10 protein-coding genes, 1 tRNA gene and 3 rRNA genes are annotated in these 21,352 nt (G+C 65.3%); 12 read left to right on the top strand and 2 right to left on the bottom strand.

Annotated elements, in window-relative coordinates; genetic code table 11:
• Positions 1-119 precede the first annotated feature (119 nt).
• From OH735_RS27890 to OH735_RS27925, 8 genes are all read left to right on the top strand, one after another.
• Positions 120-1,805 (top strand): ribonuclease J, encoded by a 1,686-nt coding sequence (locus OH735_RS27890; protein ID WP_406384377.1) that lies wholly within the window; start codon positions 120-122, stop codon positions 1,803-1,805.
• 627 nt (positions 1,806-2,432) lie between these two features.
• Positions 2,433-3,958: ribosomal RNA gene (locus OH735_RS27895) — 16S ribosomal RNA — on the top strand.
• Positions 3,959-4,257: 299 nt separating this feature from the next.
• Positions 4,258-7,381: ribosomal RNA gene (locus tag OH735_RS27900) — 23S ribosomal RNA — on the top strand.
• Between the two features lie 77 nt (positions 7,382-7,458).
• Positions 7,459-7,575, top strand: a 5S ribosomal RNA gene (gene rrf / locus OH735_RS27905).
• The 16S, 23S and 5S rRNA genes sit together here with 1 tRNA gene alongside, the layout of an rRNA operon.
• 232 nt (positions 7,576-7,807) lie before the next feature.
• Positions 7,808-7,880: transfer RNA gene (locus tag OH735_RS27910), tRNA-Thr, on the top strand.
• Between the two features lie 190 nt (positions 7,881-8,070).
• Entirely contained in the window at positions 8,071-8,232 is a 162-nt protein-coding gene (locus OH735_RS27915; RefSeq protein ID WP_266749052.1) for a hypothetical protein, read from the top strand.
• Between the two features lie 18 nt (positions 8,233-8,250).
• Positions 8,251-8,715, top strand: coding sequence for a Tn3 family transposase (locus OH735_RS27920; RefSeq protein ID WP_266749054.1), 465 nt, complete (start codon positions 8,251-8,253; stop codon positions 8,713-8,715).
• A gap of 4 nt (positions 8,716-8,719) precedes the next feature.
• Complete coding sequence (locus tag OH735_RS27925; protein ID WP_266749055.1) at positions 8,720-9,049, top strand: hypothetical protein; 330 nt, start codon at positions 8,720-8,722, stop codon at positions 9,047-9,049.
• Between the two features lie 205 nt (positions 9,050-9,254).
• On the opposite strand, the gene OH735_RS27930 is transcribed toward OH735_RS27925, so the two are convergent.
• Positions 9,255-10,160 (bottom strand): helix-turn-helix domain-containing protein, encoded by a 906-nt coding sequence (locus OH735_RS27930; RefSeq protein ID WP_266749056.1) that lies wholly within the window; start codon positions 10,158-10,160, stop codon positions 9,255-9,257.
• Between the two features lie 77 nt (positions 10,161-10,237).
• On the opposite strand from OH735_RS27930, the gene OH735_RS27935 reads away from it, so the two are divergent.
• The 3 genes from OH735_RS27935 to OH735_RS27945 all read left to right on the top strand — a co-directional run bounded on the left by OH735_RS27935 (position 10,238) and on the right by OH735_RS27945 (position 12,747).
• Positions 10,238-11,095: an alpha/beta fold hydrolase gene (locus OH735_RS27935; protein WP_266749058.1), complete on the top strand. Its 858-nt coding sequence runs from the start codon at positions 10,238-10,240 to the stop codon at positions 11,093-11,095.
• A gap of 17 nt (positions 11,096-11,112) precedes the next feature.
• On the top strand, positions 11,113-12,378 hold the full coding sequence (locus OH735_RS27940) for an FAD-dependent monooxygenase (RefSeq protein ID WP_406384378.1): 1,266 nt from the start codon (positions 11,113-11,115) through the stop codon (positions 12,376-12,378).
• A 183-nt stretch (positions 12,379-12,561) separates the two neighbouring features.
• Entirely contained in the window at positions 12,562-12,747 is a 186-nt protein-coding gene (locus tag OH735_RS27945; protein ID WP_266905223.1) for a hypothetical protein, read from the top strand.
• Positions 12,748-12,805: 58 nt separating this feature from the next.
• On the opposite strand, the gene OH735_RS27950 is transcribed toward OH735_RS27945, so the two are convergent.
• Entirely contained in the window at positions 12,806-15,421 is a 2,616-nt protein-coding gene (locus OH735_RS27950) for a SpoIIE family protein phosphatase (protein ID WP_406384379.1), read from the bottom strand.
• A gap of 413 nt (positions 15,422-15,834) precedes the next feature.
• Here OH735_RS27950 and OH735_RS27955 point away from each other — a divergent pair, with 413 nt between their 5' ends.
• Positions 15,835-21,300: a HAMP domain-containing protein gene (locus tag OH735_RS27955; protein ID WP_406384380.1), complete on the top strand. Its 5,466-nt coding sequence runs from the start codon at positions 15,835-15,837 to the stop codon at positions 21,298-21,300.
• The last annotated feature ends 52 nt before the right edge of the window (positions 21,301-21,352 follow it).

Consider the following 21,352-nt stretch of genomic DNA (forward strand, 5'->3'; position numbering starts at 1 on the left):
CACAACTGAATATGCGAAGAACACTCGCAAGAGCGACAACACAGACAACAGCAAGTGCACGAATGACATGCGCGCCACGTGCCCAAGCGGTACGTGGCGCGTGTGGTAAGGAGAGTCTTTTGAGTCATCCGCATCCCGAACTCGGCACCCCGCCGAAGCTCCCGAAGGGCGGCCTCCGGGTCACCCCGCTCGGCGGCCTCGGCGAAATCGGCCGCAACATGACGGTCTTCGAGTACGGCGGCCGCCTGCTCGTCGTCGACTGCGGGGTTCTCTTCCCGGAGGAGGAGCAGCCCGGAATCGACCTGATCCTGCCGGACTTCACCACGATCCGGGACCGTCTCGACGACATCGAGGGCATCGTCCTCACGCACGGCCACGAGGACCACATCGGTGGTGTCCCCTACCTGCTGCGCCTGAAGCCGGACATCCCCCTCATCGGCTCCAAGCTGACCCTCGCGCTGATCGAGGCGAAGCTCCAGGAGCACCGCATCCGCCCGTACACCCTCGAAGTCGCGGAGGGCCAGCGCGAGCGCATCGGAGTCTTCGACTGCGAGTTCGTCGCGGTCAACCACTCGATCCCGGACGCACTCGCGGTCGCCATCCGCACGCCTGCGGGCATGGCCGTCGCGACCGGTGACTTCAAGATGGACCAGCTCCCGCTGGACGGCCGGCTCACCGACCTGCACGCGTTCGCCCGGCTGAGCGAGGAAGGCATCGACCTTCTTCTCTCCGACTCCACCAACGCGGAGGTCCCCGGCTTCGTACCGCCCGAGCGGGACATCTCCAACGTCCTGCGTACGGTCTTCGCCAACGCCCAGAAGCGCATCATCGTGGCGAGCTTCGCCAGCCACGTGCATCGCATCCAGCAGATCCTCGACGCGGCTCACGAGTACGGCCGCCGGGTCGCCTTCGTCGGCCGCTCGATGGTCCGCAACATGGGCATCGCCCGTGATCTGGGCTATCTGAAGGTCCCCGCGGGCCTGGTGGTCGACGTCAAGACCCTCGACGACCTGCCGGACGACGAGGTGGTGCTGGTCTGTACGGGATCCCAGGGCGAGCCGATGGCCGCACTGTCCCGTATGGCCAACCGCGACCACCAGATCCGGATCGTCCAGGGCGACACGGTGATCCTGGCGTCCTCCCTGATCCCGGGCAATGAGAACGCGGTCTACCGCGTGATCAACGGGCTGACGCGCTGGGGCGCCAACGTCGTCCACAAGGGCAACGCCAAGGTCCACGTCTCGGGCCACGCCTCGGCCGGCGAGCTGCTGTACTTCTACAACATCTGCAAGCCGAAGAACCTGATGCCGGTCCACGGCGAGTGGCGCCACCTCAGGGCCAATGCCGAACTAGGCGCCCTCACCGGTGTTCCTAAGGACCACATCGTCATTGCCGAGGACGGCGTCGTGGTCGACCTCATCGACGGCAAGGCCAAGATCGTCGGCAAGGTCCAGGCCGGTTACGTGTACGTCGACGGCCTCTCGGTCGGGGACGTCACCGAAACCTCCCTCAAGGACCGCCGGATCCTCGGTGAGGAGGGCATCATCTCCGTCTTCATCGTGGTCGACAGCTCCTCCGGCAAGATCACGGGCGGCCCGGACATCCATGCCCGCGGCTCCGGCATCGACGACTCGGCGTTCAGCGCCGTCGTGCCGAAGATCGAGGAAGCGATCAACAGGTCCGCCCAGGACGGTGTGCTGGAGCCCCACCAGCTCCAGCAGCTGGTCCGCCGCACGGTGGGCAAGTGGGTCTCCGACACCTACCGCCGACGCCCGATGATCCTTCCGGTCGTCGTCGAGGTCTGACCCCGACAGGCGTGAACTGCGGAGCGGGGCCCCCGATTTGCATCGGGCGCCCCGCTCCAGTACGTTTACGGCTCCGCCTGACGGGGAACGATCCCGCGCACTCGTGCGTCGTGGCCACCCCGATAGGGGCGGGAATTCCGACTCAGAACTTCTGATAAAGTCGGATCCGCCGAAAGGCAAGGTCACTCCAAAGGCCATCAGAATTCAAATTCGAACCGGAAACGGAACGGAAAAGAGTCTGGTAAGGTTGGAACCGCCGGAAAGGGAAACGCGAAAGCGAAGAACTGGAAAGCAAACCCGCTTCGGCCGGGAATCGGACACGAAAGAGTCTGATAGAGTCGGAAAAGCAAGACCGAAGGGAAAGCCCGGAGGAAAGCCCCAGAAAATGTTCTGCGGGTGAGTACAAAGGAAGCGTCCGTTCCTTGAGAACTCAACAGCGTGCCAAAAGTCAACGCCAGATATGTTGATACCCCGGCCTGCTTCGGCAGGTTGGTGGTTCCTTTGAAAGTCCTGCCGGGCCTCACGGTTCCGGTAGGCAATTACACAGCGAGGACGCTGTGAACGATCGGTCTTATTCCGGCTGATCGTTCCGCTCTCGTGTTGTGTTGTCCCGATTACGGGAAAACATTCACGGAGAGTTTGATCCTGGCTCAGGACGAACGCTGGCGGCGTGCTTAACACATGCAAGTCGAACGATGAAGCCCTTCGGGGTGGATTAGTGGCGAACGGGTGAGTAACACGTGGGCAATCTGCCCTTCACTCTGGGACAAGCCCTGGAAACGGGGTCTAATACCGGATAACACTCTGTCCCGCATGGGACGGGGTTGAAAGCTCCGGCGGTGAAGGATGAGCCCGCGGCCTATCAGCTTGTTGGTGGGGTGATGGCCTACCAAGGCGACGACGGGTAGCCGGCCTGAGAGGGCGACCGGCCACACTGGGACTGAGACACGGCCCAGACTCCTACGGGAGGCAGCAGTGGGGAATATTGCACAATGGGCGAAAGCCTGATGCAGCGACGCCGCGTGAGGGATGACGGCCTTCGGGTTGTAAACCTCTTTCAGCAGGGAAGAAGCGAAAGTGACGGTACCTGCAGAAGAAGCGCCGGCTAACTACGTGCCAGCAGCCGCGGTAATACGTAGGGCGCAAGCGTTGTCCGGAATTATTGGGCGTAAAGAGCTCGTAGGCGGCTTGTTGCGTCGGTTGTGAAAGCCCGGGGCTTAACCCCGGGTCTGCAGTCGATACGGGCAGGCTAGAGTGTGGTAGGGGAGATCGGAATTCCTGGTGTAGCGGTGAAATGCGCAGATATCAGGAGGAACACCGGTGGCGAAGGCGGATCTCTGGGCCATTACTGACGCTGAGGAGCGAAAGCGTGGGGAGCGAACAGGATTAGATACCCTGGTAGTCCACGCCGTAAACGTTGGGAACTAGGTGTTGGCGACATTCCACGTCGTCGGTGCCGCAGCTAACGCATTAAGTTCCCCGCCTGGGGAGTACGGCCGCAAGGCTAAAACTCAAAGGAATTGACGGGGGCCCGCACAAGCAGCGGAGCATGTGGCTTAATTCGACGCAACGCGAAGAACCTTACCAAGGCTTGACATACACCGGAAAGCATCAGAGATGGTGCCCCCCTTGTGGTCGGTGTACAGGTGGTGCATGGCTGTCGTCAGCTCGTGTCGTGAGATGTTGGGTTAAGTCCCGCAACGAGCGCAACCCTTGTTCTGTGTTGCCAGCATGCCCTTCGGGGTGATGGGGACTCACAGGAGACTGCCGGGGTCAACTCGGAGGAAGGTGGGGACGACGTCAAGTCATCATGCCCCTTATGTCTTGGGCTGCACACGTGCTACAATGGCCGGTACAATGAGCTGCGATGCCGCGAGGCGGAGCGAATCTCAAAAAGCCGGTCTCAGTTCGGATTGGGGTCTGCAACTCGACCCCATGAAGTCGGAGTTGCTAGTAATCGCAGATCAGCATTGCTGCGGTGAATACGTTCCCGGGCCTTGTACACACCGCCCGTCACGTCACGAAAGTCGGTAACACCCGAAGCCGGTGGCCCAACCCCTTGTGGGAGGGAGCTGTCGAAGGTGGGACTGGCGATTGGGACGAAGTCGTAACAAGGTAGCCGTACCGGAAGGTGCGGCTGGATCACCTCCTTTCTAAGGAGCACTTCTTACCGGGCTTTGCCTGGTCAGAGGCCACTACGTCGGCAAATGTCCGACGGTGGTTGCTCATGGGTGGAACGTTGACTATTCGGCACGATGGGTTGTTGTTCACTAGTACTGCTTCGGCGTGGAACGTGGGTGATGGCTTGTCGGGTCGGGCACGTTGTTGGGTATCTGAGGGTACGGCCGTGAGGTCGCCTTCAGTTGCCGGCCCCAGTGAACTCGTCTGTTTGGGCGGGGTGGTGGGTGGCTGGTCGTTGTTTGAGAACTGCACAGTGGACGCGAGCATCTGTGGCCAAGTTTTTAAGGGCGCACGGTGGATGCCTTGGCACCAGGAACCGATGAAGGACGTGGGAGGCCACGATAGGCCCCGGGGAGCTGTCAACCGAGCTTTGATCCGGGGGTGTCCGAATGGGGAAACCCGGCAGTCGTCATGGGCTGTCACCCGCTGCTGAACACATAGGCAGTGTGGAGGGAACGAGGGGAAGTGAAACATCTCAGTACCCTCAGGAAGAGAAAACAACCGTGATTCCGGGAGTAGTGGCGAGCGAAACTGGATGAGGCCAAACCGTATGTGTGTGATACCCGGCAGGGGTTGCGCATGCGGGGTTGCGGGAGTTCTCTTGATCAATCTGCCGATTGGTCGGCGAGTCAGAAACCGTTGATGTAGGCGAAGGACATGCGAAAGGTCCGGCGTAGAGGGTAAGACCCCCGTAGCTGAAACATTAACGGCTCGTTTGAGAATTTCCCAAGTAGCACGGGGCCCGAGAAATCCCGTGTGAATCTGGCGGGACCACCCGCTAAGCCTAAATATTCCCTGGTGACCGATAGCGGATAGTACCGTGAGGGAATGGTGAAAAGTACCGCGGGAGCGGAGTGAAATAGTACCTGAAACCGTGTGCCTACAAGCCGTGGGAGCGTCGCTGTTGTTCTTCGGAGCAACAGTCGTGACTGCGTGCCTTTTGAAGAATGAGCCTGCGAGTTTGCGGTGTGTTGCGAGGTTAACCCGTGTGGGGAAGCCGTAGCGAAAGCGAGTCCGAATAGGGCGTTTTAGTAGCACGCTCAAGACCCGAAGCGGAGTGATCTAGCCATGGGCAGGTTGAAGCGGAGGTAAGACTTCGTGGAGGACCGAACCCACCAGGGTTGAAAACCTGGGGGATGACCTGTGGTTAGGGGTGAAAGGCCAATCAAACTCCGTGATAGCTGGTTCTCCCCGAAATGCATTTAGGTGCAGCGTCGTGTGTTTCTTGCCGGAGGTAGAGCACTGGATAGGCGATGGGCCCTACCGGGTTACTGACCTTAGCCAAACTCCGAATGCCGGTAAGTGAGAGCACGGCAGTGAGACTGTGGGGGATAAGCTCCATGGTCGAGAGGGAAACAGCCCAGAGCATCGACTAAGGCCCCTAAGCGTACGCTAAGTGGGAAAGGATGTGGAGTCGCAGAGACAACCAGGAGGTTGGCTTAGAAGCAGCCACCCTTGAAAGAGTGCGTAATAGCTCACTGGTCAAGTGATTCCGCGCCGACAATGTAGCGGGGCTCAAGCGTACCGCCGAAGTCGTGTCATTCCAGCGTATAGGGCCAACGCCTGCTGGGATGGGTAGGGGAGCGTCGTGTGCCGGGTGAAGCAGCCGCGGAAGCGAGTTGTGGACGGTTCACGAGTGAGAATGCAGGCATGAGTAGCGATACACACGTGAGAAACGTGTGCGCCGATTGACTAAGGGTTCCTGGGTCAAGCTGATCTGCCCAGGGTAAGTCGGGACCTAAGGCGAGGCCGACAGGCGTAGTCGATGGACAACCGGTTGATATTCCGGTACCCGCTTTGAAACGCCCAATACTGAATCAGGCGATGCTAAGTCCGTGAAGCCGGCCCGATCTCTTCGGAGTTGAGGGTAGTGGTGGAGCCGACGAACCAGACTTGTACTAGGTAAGCGATGGGGTGACGCAGGAAGGTAGTCCAGCCCGGGCGGTGGTAGTCCCGGGGTAAGGGTGTAGGCCGTGTGGTAGGTAAATCCGTCACACGTTAAGGCTGAGACCTGATGCCGAGCCGATTGTGGTGAAGTGGATGATCCTATGCTGTCGAGAAAAGCCTCTAGCGAGTTTCATGGCGGCCCGTACCCTAAACCGACTCAGGTAGTCAGGTAGAGAATACCGAGGCGTTCGGGTGAACTATGGTTAAGGAACTCGGCAAAATGCCCCCGTAACTTCGGGAGAAGGGGGCCATCACTGGTGAGGAGACTTGCTCTCCGAGCTGGGGGTGGCCGCAGAGACCAGCGAGAAGCGACTGTTTACTAAAAACACAGGTCCGTGCGAAGCCGTAAGGCGATGTATACGGACTGACGCCTGCCCGGTGCTGGAACGTTAAGGGGACCGGTTAGCCGACTTTCGGGTCGGCGAAGCTGAGAACTTAAGCGCCAGTAAACGGCGGTGGTAACTATAACCATCCTAAGGTAGCGAAATTCCTTGTCGGGTAAGTTCCGACCTGCACGAATGGCGTAACGACTTCTCGACTGTCTCAACCATAGGCCCGGTGAAATTGCACTACGAGTAAAGATGCTCGTTTCGCGCAGCAGGACGGAAAGACCCCGGGACCTTTACTACAGTTTGATATTGGTGTTCGGTTCGGCTTGTGTAGGATAGGTGGGAGACTTTGAAGCGGCCACGCCAGTGGTTGTGGAGTCGTCGTTGAAATACCACTCTGGTCGTGCTGGATGTCTAACCTCGGTCCGTGATCCGGATCAGGGACAGTGTCTGATGGGTAGTTTAACTGGGGCGGTTGCCTCCTAAAGAGTAACGGAGGCGCCCAAAGGTTCCCTCAGCCTGGTTGGCAATCAGGTGTTGAGTGTAAGTGCACAAGGGAGCTTGACTGTGAGACCGACGGGTCGAGCAGGGACGAAAGTCGGGACTAGTGATCCGGCAGTGGCTTGTGGAAGCGCTGTCGCTCAACGGATAAAAGGTACCCCGGGGATAACAGGCTGATCTTCCCCAAGAGTCCATATCGACGGGATGGTTTGGCACCTCGATGTCGGCTCGTCGCATCCTGGGGCTGGAGTCGGTCCCAAGGGTTGGGCTGTTCGCCCATTAAAGCGGTACGCGAGCTGGGTTTAGAACGTCGTGAGACAGTTCGGTCCCTATCCGCTGCGCGCGTAGGAATATTGAGAAGGGCTGTCCCTAGTACGAGAGGACCGGGACGGACGAACCTCTGGTGTGCCAGTTGTTCTGCCAAGGGCATGGCTGGTTGGCTACGTTCGGAAAGGATAACCGCTGAAAGCATCTAAGCGGGAAGCCTGCTTCGAGATGAGTATTCCCACCAACTTGATTGGTTAAGGCTCCCAGTAGACGACTGGGTTGATAGGCCAGATGTGGAAGCCCGGTAACGGGTGAAGCTGACTGGTACTAATAGGCCGAGGGCTTGTCCTCAGTTGCTCGCGTCCACTGTGTTTGTTCTGAAATAACGAACGGCCGTGTTGTTCCGGTGTTGGTTAATTTCATAGTGTTTCGGTGGTCATTGCGTTAGGGAAACGCCCGGTTACATTCCGAACCCGGAAGCTAAGCCTTTCAGCGCCGATGGTACTGCAGGGGGGACCCTGTGGGAGAGTAGGACGCCGCCGAACTCCTTTTACGGGAAAGCCCCGTGCCCTTGTGGCACGGGGCTTTTCTGCGTTCGGAGCGTCTAGGCTCGATCCGCATCGTCGCGCCCGACTCGGCAAGGCCGGCCTGGCCGGCCTGCGTCGAAGGGAGAGAGGCGGCTGGAACAGTGGGACTCCGTCAGAAACATGTGTGGGCAGTGGTTCTGAGCACCCCTGATCTCAGGGTATGCTTTACCTCGTTGCCACAGCGCAGCAGGCCCCAATAGCTCAGTCGGTAGAGCGTCTCCATGGTAAGGAGAAGGTCTGCGGTTCGATTCCGCATTGGGGCTCAGGCAAGATGAAAGGCCCTCACCATCCGGTGAGGGCCTTTCGCATGTGATGAAGGCTCTGGAGTCCTAGCCCAGACATCAGCCGCAAAGTAGGTGCGGGGGAGCAGGGGCCCACCATTTCCTGGGCCCGGCGCCCGTCGTTGGTCTGGTCGAATGATCAGCGGGCGAAGGGGCTGGGCGTGCGCCAAGAGTGGTCGCTGGAGGAGTTGCTGGCGGCGCCTGCTGCTCGCGCTGTTCGCGCTGGGGCACCGACCTGGGCATCCGCGCGATCATGGCAACCGGCGAGCACGGCGAGCGCGAGGCCGCGCTGCGGCACGTGCGTCGGCACTTCATCACCGTGGACAACCTGTGAGCCGCCGCCACCAAGCTGGTGAACGGTACCTGTGCCGCCCGGGACGCCGCATGGTGGGGCCAAGGCATCGCGTGCGCTTCGGACTCGAAGAAGTTCGGGTCCTGGTCCTCGAACTCCATGACCGAGTACCACGGCGGCTACGGCGGCAACGGCGTGGTGTTCTACTGGCACGTCCAGCGGAAGAACGTCTGCATTTACTCGCAGCTGAAGTCCTGTTCGTCGTCGAAGGGCGTGGCGGTGATCGAGGGCCTGCTGTGGCACTGCACGGGCGCCGCGATCGAGTCGAACTACGTCGACACGCACGGCGCGAGCGTGGTCCGGTTCGCCTTCACCGAGCTGCTCAACTTCCGTCGGCTGCCCCGGTTGAAGAACATCGGCAGCTTTCCGCCTGTACGGCCCCGACGAAGCGCCGCCCGGCTGGCCCGCGCTCGTCGGCTCACTGCCCCGGCCGACCCGCTGGGACCTGATCGAGCAGCAGCATGACCAGATGGTCAGGTACGCCACCGCGCTACGGCTCGAGACCCTGCTGGTGCAGCAGGTCCTGGTCGAACCGGCGTGGGCGAAGAAGCTCACCGACGAGGACCGGCGCGGGCTGACCGCCCTGTTCTGGTCGAACGTCAACCCGTACGGAACCTTCCGTCTGGACATGGACAAGCGCCTCGACCTAGGGCTGGTCGCCTCCGCACCCGGCGGACACCGCCAACCGATCAACCATGGAGGCGCGATGAAGGACTTCCAGAACCTCACCGACCCCGGTATCAACGAGGCCGCGTGGCGGGGGACATCGGCCGCCCGCCTGGCTGACTCAGCGTCATGAGCCGCCGCGTCCTCGGCGCGAGATCACTGCCGCCACCATCGCCGCCGTCCCGGTCACCACCGCCGGGCCGAGCAGCGCGGCTCCTGTGATCACTGCTCCGTGTCACCAGGCCACAAACGCCGGTGATCCTGCGGCTCTACCAGGTGTCGGCGGTGAAAGTGAGCTTCACGACGCGCAGCTGCAGAAGTCCGGCGGCCGGCGACGTTCACAGCGGTAGCCGTCTCACCTCCGGCCGACGACCGAGCCGGAGCTCCTTGGAGACGTGAGGTATGGCGGTTGTTCCGCGGCTGGGCCATGCGATGTCGTCAACGGCGAGAAACGGCTCGCCGGCCACGGTCGCGGGGGTTGCCCCGGTGAACGCCATGACGTCCCGATGCAGGTGGGACTGGTCGGCGTAGCCGGTTTCGGCTGCGACTTGGGCCGCGCCTTCACCCGCGACCAGGCGGTGGGCGGCATGGTCGAAGCGGACCAGCTTCACGGCGCGCTTGGGCGGCAGGCCGAGCTGCGACCGGAACCGGGACCACAGCCGTTTACGGCTCCACCCGACCTCGGCCGCGAGTCCGTCGACCCGGGCCAGGCCACGGCTGACGACGATCCGGCGCCAGGCCCAGGCCACCTCCGGGTCCACCAGCGGCCCCGCCTCATGTCGGCGGGCGAGCAGAGCGTCCGTCAACACGAAGCGATCCTGCCACGACGAGAGATCGCCGAGTTGCTCGCGGATCCGTGACGCCTCCCGGCCCCACAGGTCGCCCAGCGAAACGACGGCGCCGTCGAGGTCGGCGGGGGAGGCGCCCAGAATCGCGCGTGCGATCACCGGGGACAGGCGCACCTGCACGCACTCGACGTTCTCCCCCCGTGCCCGGACCGCGCCTCCGGACCCGAGCCCGGGCCCGGCGACGAAGCTTCCCCGCTGCTGCCGTCCTGCGGCGCACTCAAGGACGGGCGAACCGGCGCCGAACTCCAGGAGCAGCGTCACGGCCGGGTACGGGACTATCCGGAGCGCTTCCAGGTCACGGGCACGGAACCCGGCCATGGTGACACCGGCCACCCGGCTGGGCCGCCGCGGGCACTCAACGCCCCACATGGCCGCACCGCGCACGAAGGTCCGCATCACCCCATGCTACGTGAGCCGGCTAAGGGGAACATTCGTCCAATCCACCGGCGCGTACCCGCGGAGACAGTGGGCTCATGACTGTTTCTGACGGCGATCCCTACGTGAACGGCGGCGCCGAGGCCACCGAGAGTTCCACCCTGTCGCTGGACGACGGCGACATCTACGTGTGCCAGGACGGCCCCCGCGACGCCCCCGTACTCCTGCTCATCCACGGGTCCGCGTCCTCGACCCGCTCGTGGAACTCGATGGTTCCACTGCTGACCGGAACTCACCGCGTCATCCGGATCGACCTGCTCGGGCACGGCCGGTCGGCCAAACCGGCCGACCGCAGCTACGCGATCCCGGACCAGGCACGTCGGGCCGGCGTGGCACTGGACCGGCTCGGCGTCGAGCACGCCGTGGTCGTCGGTCATTCCAGCGGTGGCGTGGTCGCCACCGCCCTCGCCGAACAGCGGCCCGACCTCGTGACCGCGCTCGCGCTCGTCAACACCGGACCCAGCCTGGACGCCTTCATCGCACCGGAGTCCGCCGCAACCGGCCCCTCGCAGTGGCCGCCGACCGACGAGCAGCTCCGGCGGTTCGCGAGCACGGGTTTCAGCCGCGCGGGCTACCAGATCCCGGAAGAGCTCCTGGACGACGTGCGCGCTATGACTCACCACACGTTCACCACGACGATGCGGGCCACCCGCTCCTACCTGGAGCAGCAAGTGCTGCCGGATCGGCTGACGGTCCTGGGCAAGCCGCTACTGGTGATCTTCGGCGAGGACGACCGCAGATGGCGATCCTCATCCGCCTCCGATTACCGCGCCGTTCCGGGCGCGGAGGTCGAGTTGCTACCCGGACTCGGGCACTCGCCCCTGCTCGAGGATCCGCCGCGGACCGCCACCCCCCTGCTGGCCTTCACCACGATCCACGCCGTACGGGTGGACTGATGAAAAGAAGGGGTGCCATGCGGATTCTCGTCTCCGGCGCCAGCGTCGCCGGTCCGGTTCTGGCCTACTGGCTCACCAGGCACGGCTTCTCCGTCACCGTCGTCGAGCGCGCGCCGACTCTACGCAAGACTGGCGGCCACGCGGTCGACCTGTTTCGGCCCGCGATGAACATCTCGGAGAAGATGGGCGTGCTCCCGCGTGTCGAGGAGCGGGCCACCGGCACGAACCGAATGACCGTCTACCGGGAGGGCTCACGGCATCCCATCCGGGCGGACCTCTCCAAGATCTTCAGCGCCACCTCCGACAGGCACGTCGAGATCATGCGCGACGACCTGAGCGAAATCTACTACGACGCCGCACGCGACGACGTCGAGTACGTCTTCGGCGACTCGATCACCGCGATCTCGCCCGACGGCGAGGTGCGGTTCGAAAACGCCGCGCCGCGCCGCTTCGACCTCGTCGTCGGTGCGGACGGGCTGCACTCCAACGTGCGCCGCCTCGTCTTCGACGAGGAGTCCCGCTTCAACGCCTTCATCGGGGCCTACCTCGGGGTGCTGACCCTGCCGAATGTCTCCGACCTCGACGGCGAGCTCCTCATCCACGTCGGCGTCGGCCGGACTGCCGGCATGTACGGCGCGCGGCACCTCGGCGACGCGCGGGCGTTGTTCCTGTTCCGGAGCGAGTGCGAGCTCGACTACCACCACCGCGACGTGCCCCGGCAGAAGGAGCTGCTGCGCGGTGCGTTCGCCGGCATGCACGCCCATGTGGACCGCTGGCTGGACGAGCTCGACCGCACCCCGGCGTTCTACTTCGACTCGATCACCCAGCTCCGCATGGACACCTGGTCGCAGGGGAGGGTGACGCTCGTCGGCGACGCGGGCTACTGTTCCGGTCCGGCCGTCGGCGGCAGCACCAGCCTGGCCGTCGTCGGCGCGTACGTCCTCGCCGGAGAGCTGGCACGGGCGGGCGGCGACCATGAGCGCGCCTTCCCCGCCTACGAGCGCGTGATGGCGCAGCACGTGCGCGGCAGCCGCGCGGTCGCGCTGAGCGCGGCGAAGACCCTGATCCCCACGTCCCGCCTCGGCGTGTGGGGACTGGCCCAGGGCGCCCGCCTGATCTCCGCCCTGCCCGCGGGCCCCAGCCGCGCCATCGTTCGCCTCGCCACAAAGAGCGCACGTTTCTACAACTCCGTGACCGTCGACGACTACCCGCCGTCGCCAGCCGCATCAGGAGGTCGGGGCGGCCTCGCGGGCGACCCCGGAGGCGGCCGGCCGAGGAGCTGAAGGCGAACGATGTCGGCCGGGGAGTTCCTCACCGACGAACTCCAGGGCTCACACGATCCGTCCGGCATCGTGTTCACCGTGCCGGCGGCCATGTCCGGCATGGACCGCGGGTAAATCCGCGACCTCACTCCGGAGGGCCAAGAGTCCGCCCGCAAGCGCGGCGAGACCATCGGCGGCGCGGGCGTGACCGATGACTCCATGCTGTCCATGGCCCTCCAGCAGCGCGACCAGGAGATGAGCCTGCGCGACATCGCCAAGCGGCTCGTCATCGCCACGGGCGCGAAGAAGGGCCAGCGCCCCGCACCCGCCGCCGTCATGCGGATGCTGCGCGAACACGACGAACAGACCAACACGGCGGTGAGCGCGTGATCACACCGCTACTTTGCGGCTGGTGTCTGAGCTAGGACACCAGGGCCATGAAGTGCGGTCAGGCGGTGGGCGGTTCGGGGACGCGCATGGCGAGGATGGCCATGTCGTCGGAGGCCGGCTCGGCTGCGAAGCGTTCGACCGCGCGCAGGATGCGTGCTGCCACCGCACCGGCCGTGAGCCCCGTACAGGTGGCCAGCACGTCCGCCAGGCCGTCGTCGCCGAGCATGCGGGTGCCCTCACGGCGTTCCGTGACGCCGTCGGTCACGCACAGCAGGACATCGCCCGGCGCCAGGGTGACCGTCTGCTCGTACAGTTCGAGGTCCTCGATGACGCCCAGCAGCGGCTGAGGTTCGGCGGCTGCCTCGACCGAGCCGTCCTGGCGCAGGCGCAGCGGCAGGGGGTGCCCCGCGCAGACTACCTTCAGCAGCGCGCTGCCGTCCTCCTGCGGCCACAACTCCCCGTACAGGAGGGTCAGGAAGCGGCTGCGGGCGCCCTCGTCCAGGATGGCGGCATTGAGGCGCTCCAGAACGGCCGGGCCGCCGAAGCCCTCGCGGGCGAGGAGGCGCAGGGCGTGGCGGGCGAGACCCGTGACGGCCGCGGCCTCCGGACCCGTACCGCAGACGTCACCGATGGCGAATCCGTAGGCGCCGTCGCGGATCGGGAAGACGTCGTAGAAGTCGCCGCCGACCTCGTTGCCCTCGCCTGCCGCGCGGTAGATGACCTCGATCTCGACATTGGGGACATCGGGCAGCCCCGGCGGCAGCAGGCTGCGCTGGAGGGACTGACTGATCGCCATGCGTTCCGAGTAGAGGCGGGCGTTGTCGAGTGCGAGGGCGGCGCGTCGGGAGAGGTCCTCGGCCAGTTCCAGGATCTCCTGCCGGAAGTGGTCGTCGGAGGGCTTCCCGAGCGTGAGCATGCCGATGACGCGGTTTCGGGCGACGAGCGGCAGGACCACGGTCTCTCCGCCCACCGCGGCTGCGGTGGCGAGCGTCGTATGGATGCCGGTGCCGAGCCCGCCGGGTTCGCCGAGGCCGAGCGTACGCATCGAGGTACGCAGGGCAGCCTGGTGGGCGGCCTCGGACGGGGCCGCCCAGACGCGGGCTCCCGGGGTCGGGACCGGGTCGGGAGGAGCGATCTTCGAGAGCAGGGCCTTGAGGCCGTCGATGCGTTCCTCGTCCTCGTGCAGCACGTAGGAGAGGTACGGCTCCGAGGACTGGTCGGCGATCGTGTAGACGGCGCACCAGGTGGCCAGGGTGGGGACCGTCATCTGGGCCATCAGGGCCAGGGTCTGGTCCCGGTCGAGGGTGCCCGCGAGCAGGTCGGAGGCCTCGACGAGGAACGACAGGGAACCGCGGCGCAGACGCTCCAGCTCGCCCAGGCGGGCCGACTCGACGGCCAGCGCGATGCGGTCCGCGGCGAACTGGAGGCGCAGGGCCTCCTCGTTGGAGTAGCGGCCGGACGCTTCCGCGGCGATGCCCAGCGAGCCCGTGAGGCGCCCCTCGACCTTCAGCGGGACGGTGACGACGGAGCGCATCCCGGTCCCGCTGAGCAGGGGGACGGCGCCGGGAACGTTGTCGAGGTCTTCGTGGACGGCGGGCATCCGGGCGGAGCCGTAACGTCCTGTGCCTGCCTCCACCGGGACCCGGGCGAAACGCTGGCGGGCGGAGGGCAGGCCGGTCGTGGCCCGTACCTCGAGTTCCGTTTCGTCGTCCGTCGCCAGCAGCAGGAAGGCCGAATCGGCGTCGAGCATGTCGCGGGCCCGCTCGACGGTGCGCTGGAGCAGACCGTCGAGGTCGTCGGGGGCCGGGGAGCCGATGAAGATCTCGAACGGATCCGTCTTGTGGCTGTCGGCGTTGGTGTCGGACACCGGTGCGCGGACCGGGGACTGGAGCACGGCGCGTTCGTAGTCGCGGACGAGCAGACAGACCGTGGACGGTTCGCCGCGGGTGTCGCGGACCCGGAGGTGTGAGGCGTAGACGGGGATGGTGCGGCCGTCGGCGCCCCGGATTCCGTAACTGCCCTCCCAGCGCGAGAGCCGCAGGGCCTCGACGATTCCGGTGTTGGTGCCGGGCGTCTGCGGCCAGGCGGTGAAGTCGGTGAGCTGTTTCCCGGTGACCTGGTCGGCGGTGTATCCGAAGAGGAACGCGGCGTCCTCGTTCCACGCGGCGATGGAACCGGTGCTGTCGATCTGGACGACGGCCACCCGTACGCGCTCGTCCGCGACCGGGAGCAGCCCGACGGGGAGCAGCGGGCCGGCGGAGCGGATGCCCACCGGGCGTTCGGGAAGATCGAGCTGGAACCAGACGTGTTTGTGGATGGGCGAGTACTCGACGCCCCACCGGGAGGCGAGCGCCGCGCAGAGCAGCAGCCCGCGGCCGTTCTCGCGGTCCGGGCTGCCGAAGTCCAGGCCTGTGCTCTGGAGCGGGATCTCGCGTTCCGGATAGTGGTCGGAGACCTCGACCCGCACGCCGTCCTCCGTGCGCAGGCACAGGACGTCCGCTGCCGTGCCCGCGTGCACCACGGCGTTGGTCACGAGTTCGCTGGTGAGGACGACGGCGTCGTCGACGACGTCCGTGTATCCCCAGCCCTGGAGGGTGTCACGGACGAAGGCGCGGGCGGTCGCGACGGAGCGCCCGACCGGGTCGAAGGTGGCAGCCGCGCGCGCGGTGATCACAGCACTCCCCATATGGTGTCTCGTCGCTTCCCCGAGTCCTGTGCCCGTTTCTCGCCGCTTCGATTCGCTTGCCAGGCTAGACGCTCGGTCTCGGTACCGGGTACACGAGGGCCGACTTCGGGCAGCAACGACCAGGAACTGTCACGGGACTGTACAAGTGTGGGCTTCCCAACAGGGGTATGTGGAACAACCGTTGGAGGCTGCACTCCGATCGGGCCGGGCCTGGTACGTTTCAACGATTTGACGTCTGCATAGTCACCCGTCGACGGTGGGCAGTGGCGGTAGTCAATGAGGAACTGGGCAGGGTCCCAGACAAGGCCCGAACGATACGGTCAACCCCTGCGGGAGGGATCACGGTGGAGTCTGGCGTGGCGGCGCGGGGAACAGGCACGCGCACAAAAGGCGGACAGTCCGTGAAGAAACAGCGCAATGGAACCATGGACGTCGACGCCGCGGCGCTCAACAGACTCCTGGCGGGTCTGGTGGCGATGCGCGACGGGAACTTCCGCAGGCGACTGACCGTCTCGGGCGACGGAGTGATGGCGGAGATCGCGGCGGTCTTCAACGAAGTCGCCGACCGCAACCTCCACCTCACCGGCGAGCTGGCCCGGGTGCGGCGGGTGGTCGGACGTGAGGGGAAACTCACCGAGCGGTTGGAAACGGGCGCCTGCGAGGGTTCCTGGGCCGCCGCCATCGACGCCTCCAACGAGCTGGTCGACGATCTGGCCCGGCCGGTCTCGGAGGTCGGCCGGGTGCTGTCGGCGGTCGCCGACGGTGATCTCGATCAGCGCATGGAGCTGCGGTCGCACACGGCCGACGAGACGGTGCGGCCGCTGCGCGGCGAGTTCCTGAAGGTCGCCCGTACGGTCAACAACCTGGTCGACCAACTGTCGGCGTTCACCGAGCAGGTGACGCGGGTCGCCGTCGAGGTGGGTACCGAGGGCAAGCTGGGCGGGCAGGCCCAGGTGCGCGGGATGTCCGGGTCGTGGAAGGACCTCACGGACTCCGTGAACACCATGGCGTACCGGCTCACGGCGCAGGTGCGGGACATCGCCCTGGTGACGACGGCGGTCGCCAAGGGGGACCTGTCGCGGAAGGTCACCGTCCATGTGGCCGGCGAGATGCTGCAGCTCAAGAACACCGTCAACACGATGGTCGACCAGCTGTCGTCGTTCTCCTCCGAGGTGACCCGGGTCGCCCGGGAGGTGGGCACGGAGGGCGAGCTGGGCGGGCAGGCGACCGTGCCCGGTGTGGCCGGGGTGTGGAAGGACCTCACCGACTCCGTCAACACGATGGCCGGCAACCTGACCTCCCAGGTGCGCGGGATCGCCGAGGTGACCACGGCCGTCGCCAACGGCGACCTGTCACAGAAGGTGACGGTGAGTGCCCGGGGCGAGGTCGCGCAGCTGGCCGAGACCATCAACCAGATGACCGAGACGCTGCGCACCTTCGCGGACGAAGTGACCCGCGTGGCCAGCGAGGTCGGTGGCGAGGGGCTGCTCGGCGGCCAGGCACAGGTGCCGGGGGCCGCCGGGACCTGGAAGGACCTCACGGACTCGGTGAACACGGTCTTCCGGAACCTGACGACCCAGGTGCGCGACATCGCGCAGGTGACCACGGCGGTGGCCAGCGGTGACATGACGCAGAAGGTCACCGTCGACGTGGCCGGCGAGATGCTGGAGCTGAAGAACACCGTCAACACGATGGTGGACCAGCTCCAGTCCTTCGGTTCGGAAGTGACCCGGGTGGCCCGGGAGGTCGGCGTCGAGGGCCGGCTCGGTGGTCAGGCGGAGGTGCCGGGGGCCGCGGGGACCTGGAAGGACCTCACGGACTCGGTGAACACGGCGTTCCGGAACCTGACGGGGCAGGTGCGCGACATCGCGCAGGTGACGACGGCGGTCGCCAACGGTGATCTCTCGCAGAAGGTCACCGTCGATGTCGCGGGCGAGATGCTGGAGCTGAAGAACACCGTCAACACGATGGTGGCGCAACTGTCGTCGTTCGCCGATCAGGTGACGCGGATGGCACGTGACGTGGGCACGGAGGGCCGGCTCGGCGGCCAGGCGCGGGTCGACGGCGTCTCCGGTACGTGGAAGGAGCTCACCGACTCCGTCAACTTCATGGCGGGGAACCTGACCTCCCAGGTGCGCCAGATCGCGCAGGTGACCACGGCGGTGGCGCGGGGCGATCTGTCGCAGAAGATCGATGTGGACGCGCGCGGCGAGATCCTGGAGCTGAAGAACACCATCAACACGATGGTCGACCAGCTCTCCGCGTTCGCCGACCAGGTGACCCGGGTGGCCCGTGAGGTGGGCACCGACGGGCGGCTCGGCGGCCAGGCGCAGGTGCCGGGTGTGGCCGGTGTGTGGCGTGATCTGACCGATTCGGTCAACGGCATGGCGGGGAACCTCACCGCTCAGGTCCGTAACATCGCGCAGGTCGCCACGGCGGTGGCCCGCGGTGACCTGTCGCAGAAGATCGATGTGGACGCGCGCGGCGAGATCCTGGAACTGAAGAACACCCTCAACACGATGGTGGACCAGCTCTCGAACTTCGCCGAGCAGGTGACGCGGGTCGCCCGCGAGGTGGGTACGGAAGGCATCCTCGGCGGCCAGGCCGAGGTGCAGGGGGTGTCCGGTACGTGGAAGGACCTCACCCAGTCCGTCAACGGCATGGCGAACAACCTGACCCTGCAGGTCCGCAACATCGCCGAGGTCACCACAGCGGTCGCCAACGGCGATCTCTCCAAGAAGATCACGGTCGATGCCAAGGGTGAGATCCTCGAACTGGTCACGACCGTCAACACGATGGTGGACCAGCTGCTCAACTTCGCCGACGAGGTGACGCGGGTCGCCCGCGAGGTGGGTACCGAGGGCATCCTCGGCGGCCAGGCCAGGGTGCGCGGTGCGACCGGTATCTGGAAGGACCTCAGCGACAACGTCAACCTGATGGCCAACAACCTGACCAGCCAGGTGCGGAACATCTCCCGGGTCTCGTCCGCCGTCGCCAACGGCGATCTGACGAAGAAGGTCACCGTCGAGGCGCGCGGCGAGGTCGCCGAGCTCGCCGACACCGTCAACACGATGGTGACGACGCTGTCGTCGTTCGCCGACGAGGTGACGCGGGTCGCCCGCGAGGTGGGTACGGAAGGTGAGCTGGGTGGCCAGGCACGCGTTCCGGGGGTCTCCGGTACGTGGAAGGACCTCACCGAGTCCGTGAACTCGATGGCGTCCAATCTGACGGGGCAGGTGCGGCAGATCGCCACGGTCACCACGGCCATCGCCAAGGGCGACCTCACCAAGAAGATCGACATCGACGCGCGCGGCGAGATCCAGGAGCTGAAGAACACCATCAACACGATGGTCGACCAGCTGTCCTCGTTCGCCGAGCAGGTGACCCGAGTGGCGCGCGAGGTGGGTACGGAGGGCCAGCTGGGCGGCCAGGCCCGGGTCCGGGACGTCGACGGTACCTGGCGCGACCTCACCGAGTCCGTGAACGAGATGGCCGGGAACCTCACCCGTCAGGTGCGGGCGATCGCGGCCGTCGCCACCGCGGTGACTCGCGGCGATCTCAACCTCAAGATCGATGTGGACGCGGCCGGCGAGATCCAGGCCCTGCAGGACAACATCAATACGATGATCGCCAACCTGCGCGACACCACGGCCACCAACAAGGAGCAGGACTGGCTGAAGGGCAACCTCGCCCGGATCTCAGGCCTGATGCAGGGGCGGCGCGATCTCGACGACGTGGCCTCGCTGATCATGAGCGAGCTGACCCCGGTCGTCTCCGCGCAGCACGGTGCGTTCTTCCTGGCCTTGCCGACCGGTGACACCGACGCGGTGGGATCGGACAGCGACAAGGACAGCGCGTACGAACTCCGTATGAGGGGCAGCTACGGATATTCGGCGGGATCGATGCCGACATCCTTCCGGCCCGGTGAGACCCTCATCGGCACGGCGGCGGAGGAGAAGCGGACCATCCAGGTGGACAACGTTCCACCGGGCTATCTGAAGATTTCCTCCGGGCTCGGCGAGGCGCCGCCCGCGCATGTGATCGTGCTGCCGGTGCTGTTCGAGGGGAAGGTTCTCGGTGTGATCGAGCTGGCCTCGTTCCAGCCGTTCACGCATATTCAGCGGGACTTCCTCAACCAGCTCGCCGAGATGATCGCGACGAGCGTCAACACCATCAGCGTCAATACGAAGACCGAGAAACTCCTCGAGCAGTCGCAGGAGCTGGCCGCGCAATTGCGGGACCGGTCACAGGAATTGGAGAACCGGCAGAAGGCGCTCCAGGCCTCAAACGCCGAACTGGAGGAGAAGGCCGAGCTGCTGGCCCAGCAGAACCGGGACATCGAGGTCAAGAACACCGAGATCGAGGATGCCCGGCAGGTCCTGGAGGAGCGCGCTGAGCAGCTCGCGGTCTCGATGCGGTACAAGTCGGAGTTCCTGGCGAACATGTCGCACGAGTTGCGTACACCGCTCAACTCGCTGCTCATTCTCGCCAAACTGCTCGCGGACAACGCCGAGGGAAATCTCTCGCCGAAGCAGGTGGAGTTCGCCGAGACGATCCACGGGGCTGGTTCCGATCTGCTTCAGCTGATCAATGACATCCTCGATCTGACGAAGGTCGAGGCGGGCAAGATGGATGTCAGCCCGACCCGGATCGCGCTGGTCCAGCTCGTCGATTACGTGGAGGCGACCTTCCGGCCGCTCACCGCGGAGAAGGGGCTCGATTTCTCCGTACGGGTCTCGCCGGAGCTTCCCGCAACCCTGCACACGGACGAGCAGCGGCTGCTCCAGGTGCTGCGCAATCTCCTTTCCAACGCGGTGAAGTTCACCGACAGCGGGGCGGTCGAGCTGGTGATCAGGCCGGCGGGCGAGGATGTGCCGAACGCCATTCGCGAACAGCTCCTGGAGGCAGGCTCGCTGCGTGACGCCGACGCCGATCTGATCGCCTTCTCGGTCACCGACACCGGTATCGGGATCGCGTCCAGCAAGATGCTGGTGATCTTCGAGGCGTTCAAGCAGGCGGACGGTACGACCAGTCGCAAGTACGGGGGTACGGGGCTCGGCCTGTCCATCAGCCGGGAGATCGCCCGGCTGCTGGGCGGCGAGATCCACGCGGCGAGCGAGCCGGGCCGCGGCTCGACGTTCACGCTGTATCTGCCGCTGCACCCGAGCGAGTTGCCGCCCCAGGGGTATCCGCAGATCGGCCCGGGGCCGGGTGAGGCACATGCTGCCGCAGCCGAGGAGGGTCTGCTAGCGGAGGCTGGTCCGAGTGCTGACCCGACGGCCGTCGCGCAGGATTCCGCCGGTGCGCCGGGTGGCTCCGATGCCGTTGGTGGCGCCGGTGCCGCTGGTGCCGCCGGGCTGATGCGGCGACGCCGCATGACCCTGGGGGGCGCGGAGCGATGGCCCGTGCTGCCGTCCCGCGCCGCCGATCCGCAGGAGCCGTGGGCGCTCGGCGGGCAGGAGGAACCGGAGGTCCGCAGGGCGTTCCGGTTCCACGGCGAGAAGGTGCTGATCGTCGACGACGACATCCGTAACGTCTTCGCGCTCACCAGCGTGCTGGAGCAGCACGGTCTTTCGGTGCTGTACGCGGAGAACGGACGCGTCGGCATCGAAGTCCTGGAGCAGCACGACGATGTGACGGTCGTACTTATGGACATCATGATGCCGGAGATGGACGGCTATGCCACGACGACGGCGATCCGCCGGATGCCGCAGTTCGCCGGTCTGCCGATCGTCGCGCTGACCGCGAAGGCCATGAAGGGCGACCGGGAGAAGGCGATCGAATCAGGCGCTTCCGATTACGTGACCAAGCCCGTCGATCCTGATCACCTCCTTTCCGTAATGGAGCAGTGGATGCGCGGAGAGTGATCATTAGTTGCGAGAATCGCCATGAGTCGTTGATCGACTGTGCTCACAGGAG

Source organism: Streptomyces sp. NBC_01618 (assembly GCF_045209435.1).
Lineage (GTDB): Bacteria > Actinomycetota > Actinomycetes > Streptomycetales > Streptomycetaceae > Streptomyces.

Coding starts and splice junctions, on each gene's coding strand:
- OH735_RS27935 (WP_266749058.1), top strand. CDS start 10,238: ATGACTGTTTCTGACGGCGATCCCTACGTGAACGGCGGCGCCGAGGCC.
- OH735_RS27925 (WP_266749055.1), top strand. CDS start 8,720: ATGGTCAGGTACGCCACCGCGCTACGGCTCGAGACCCTGCTGGTGCAG.
- OH735_RS27940 (WP_406384378.1), top strand. CDS start 11,113: ATGCGGATTCTCGTCTCCGGCGCCAGCGTCGCCGGTCCGGTTCTGGCC.
- OH735_RS27930 (WP_266749056.1), bottom strand. CDS start 10,160: ATGCGGACCTTCGTGCGCGGTGCGGCCATGTGGGGCGTTGAGTGCCCG.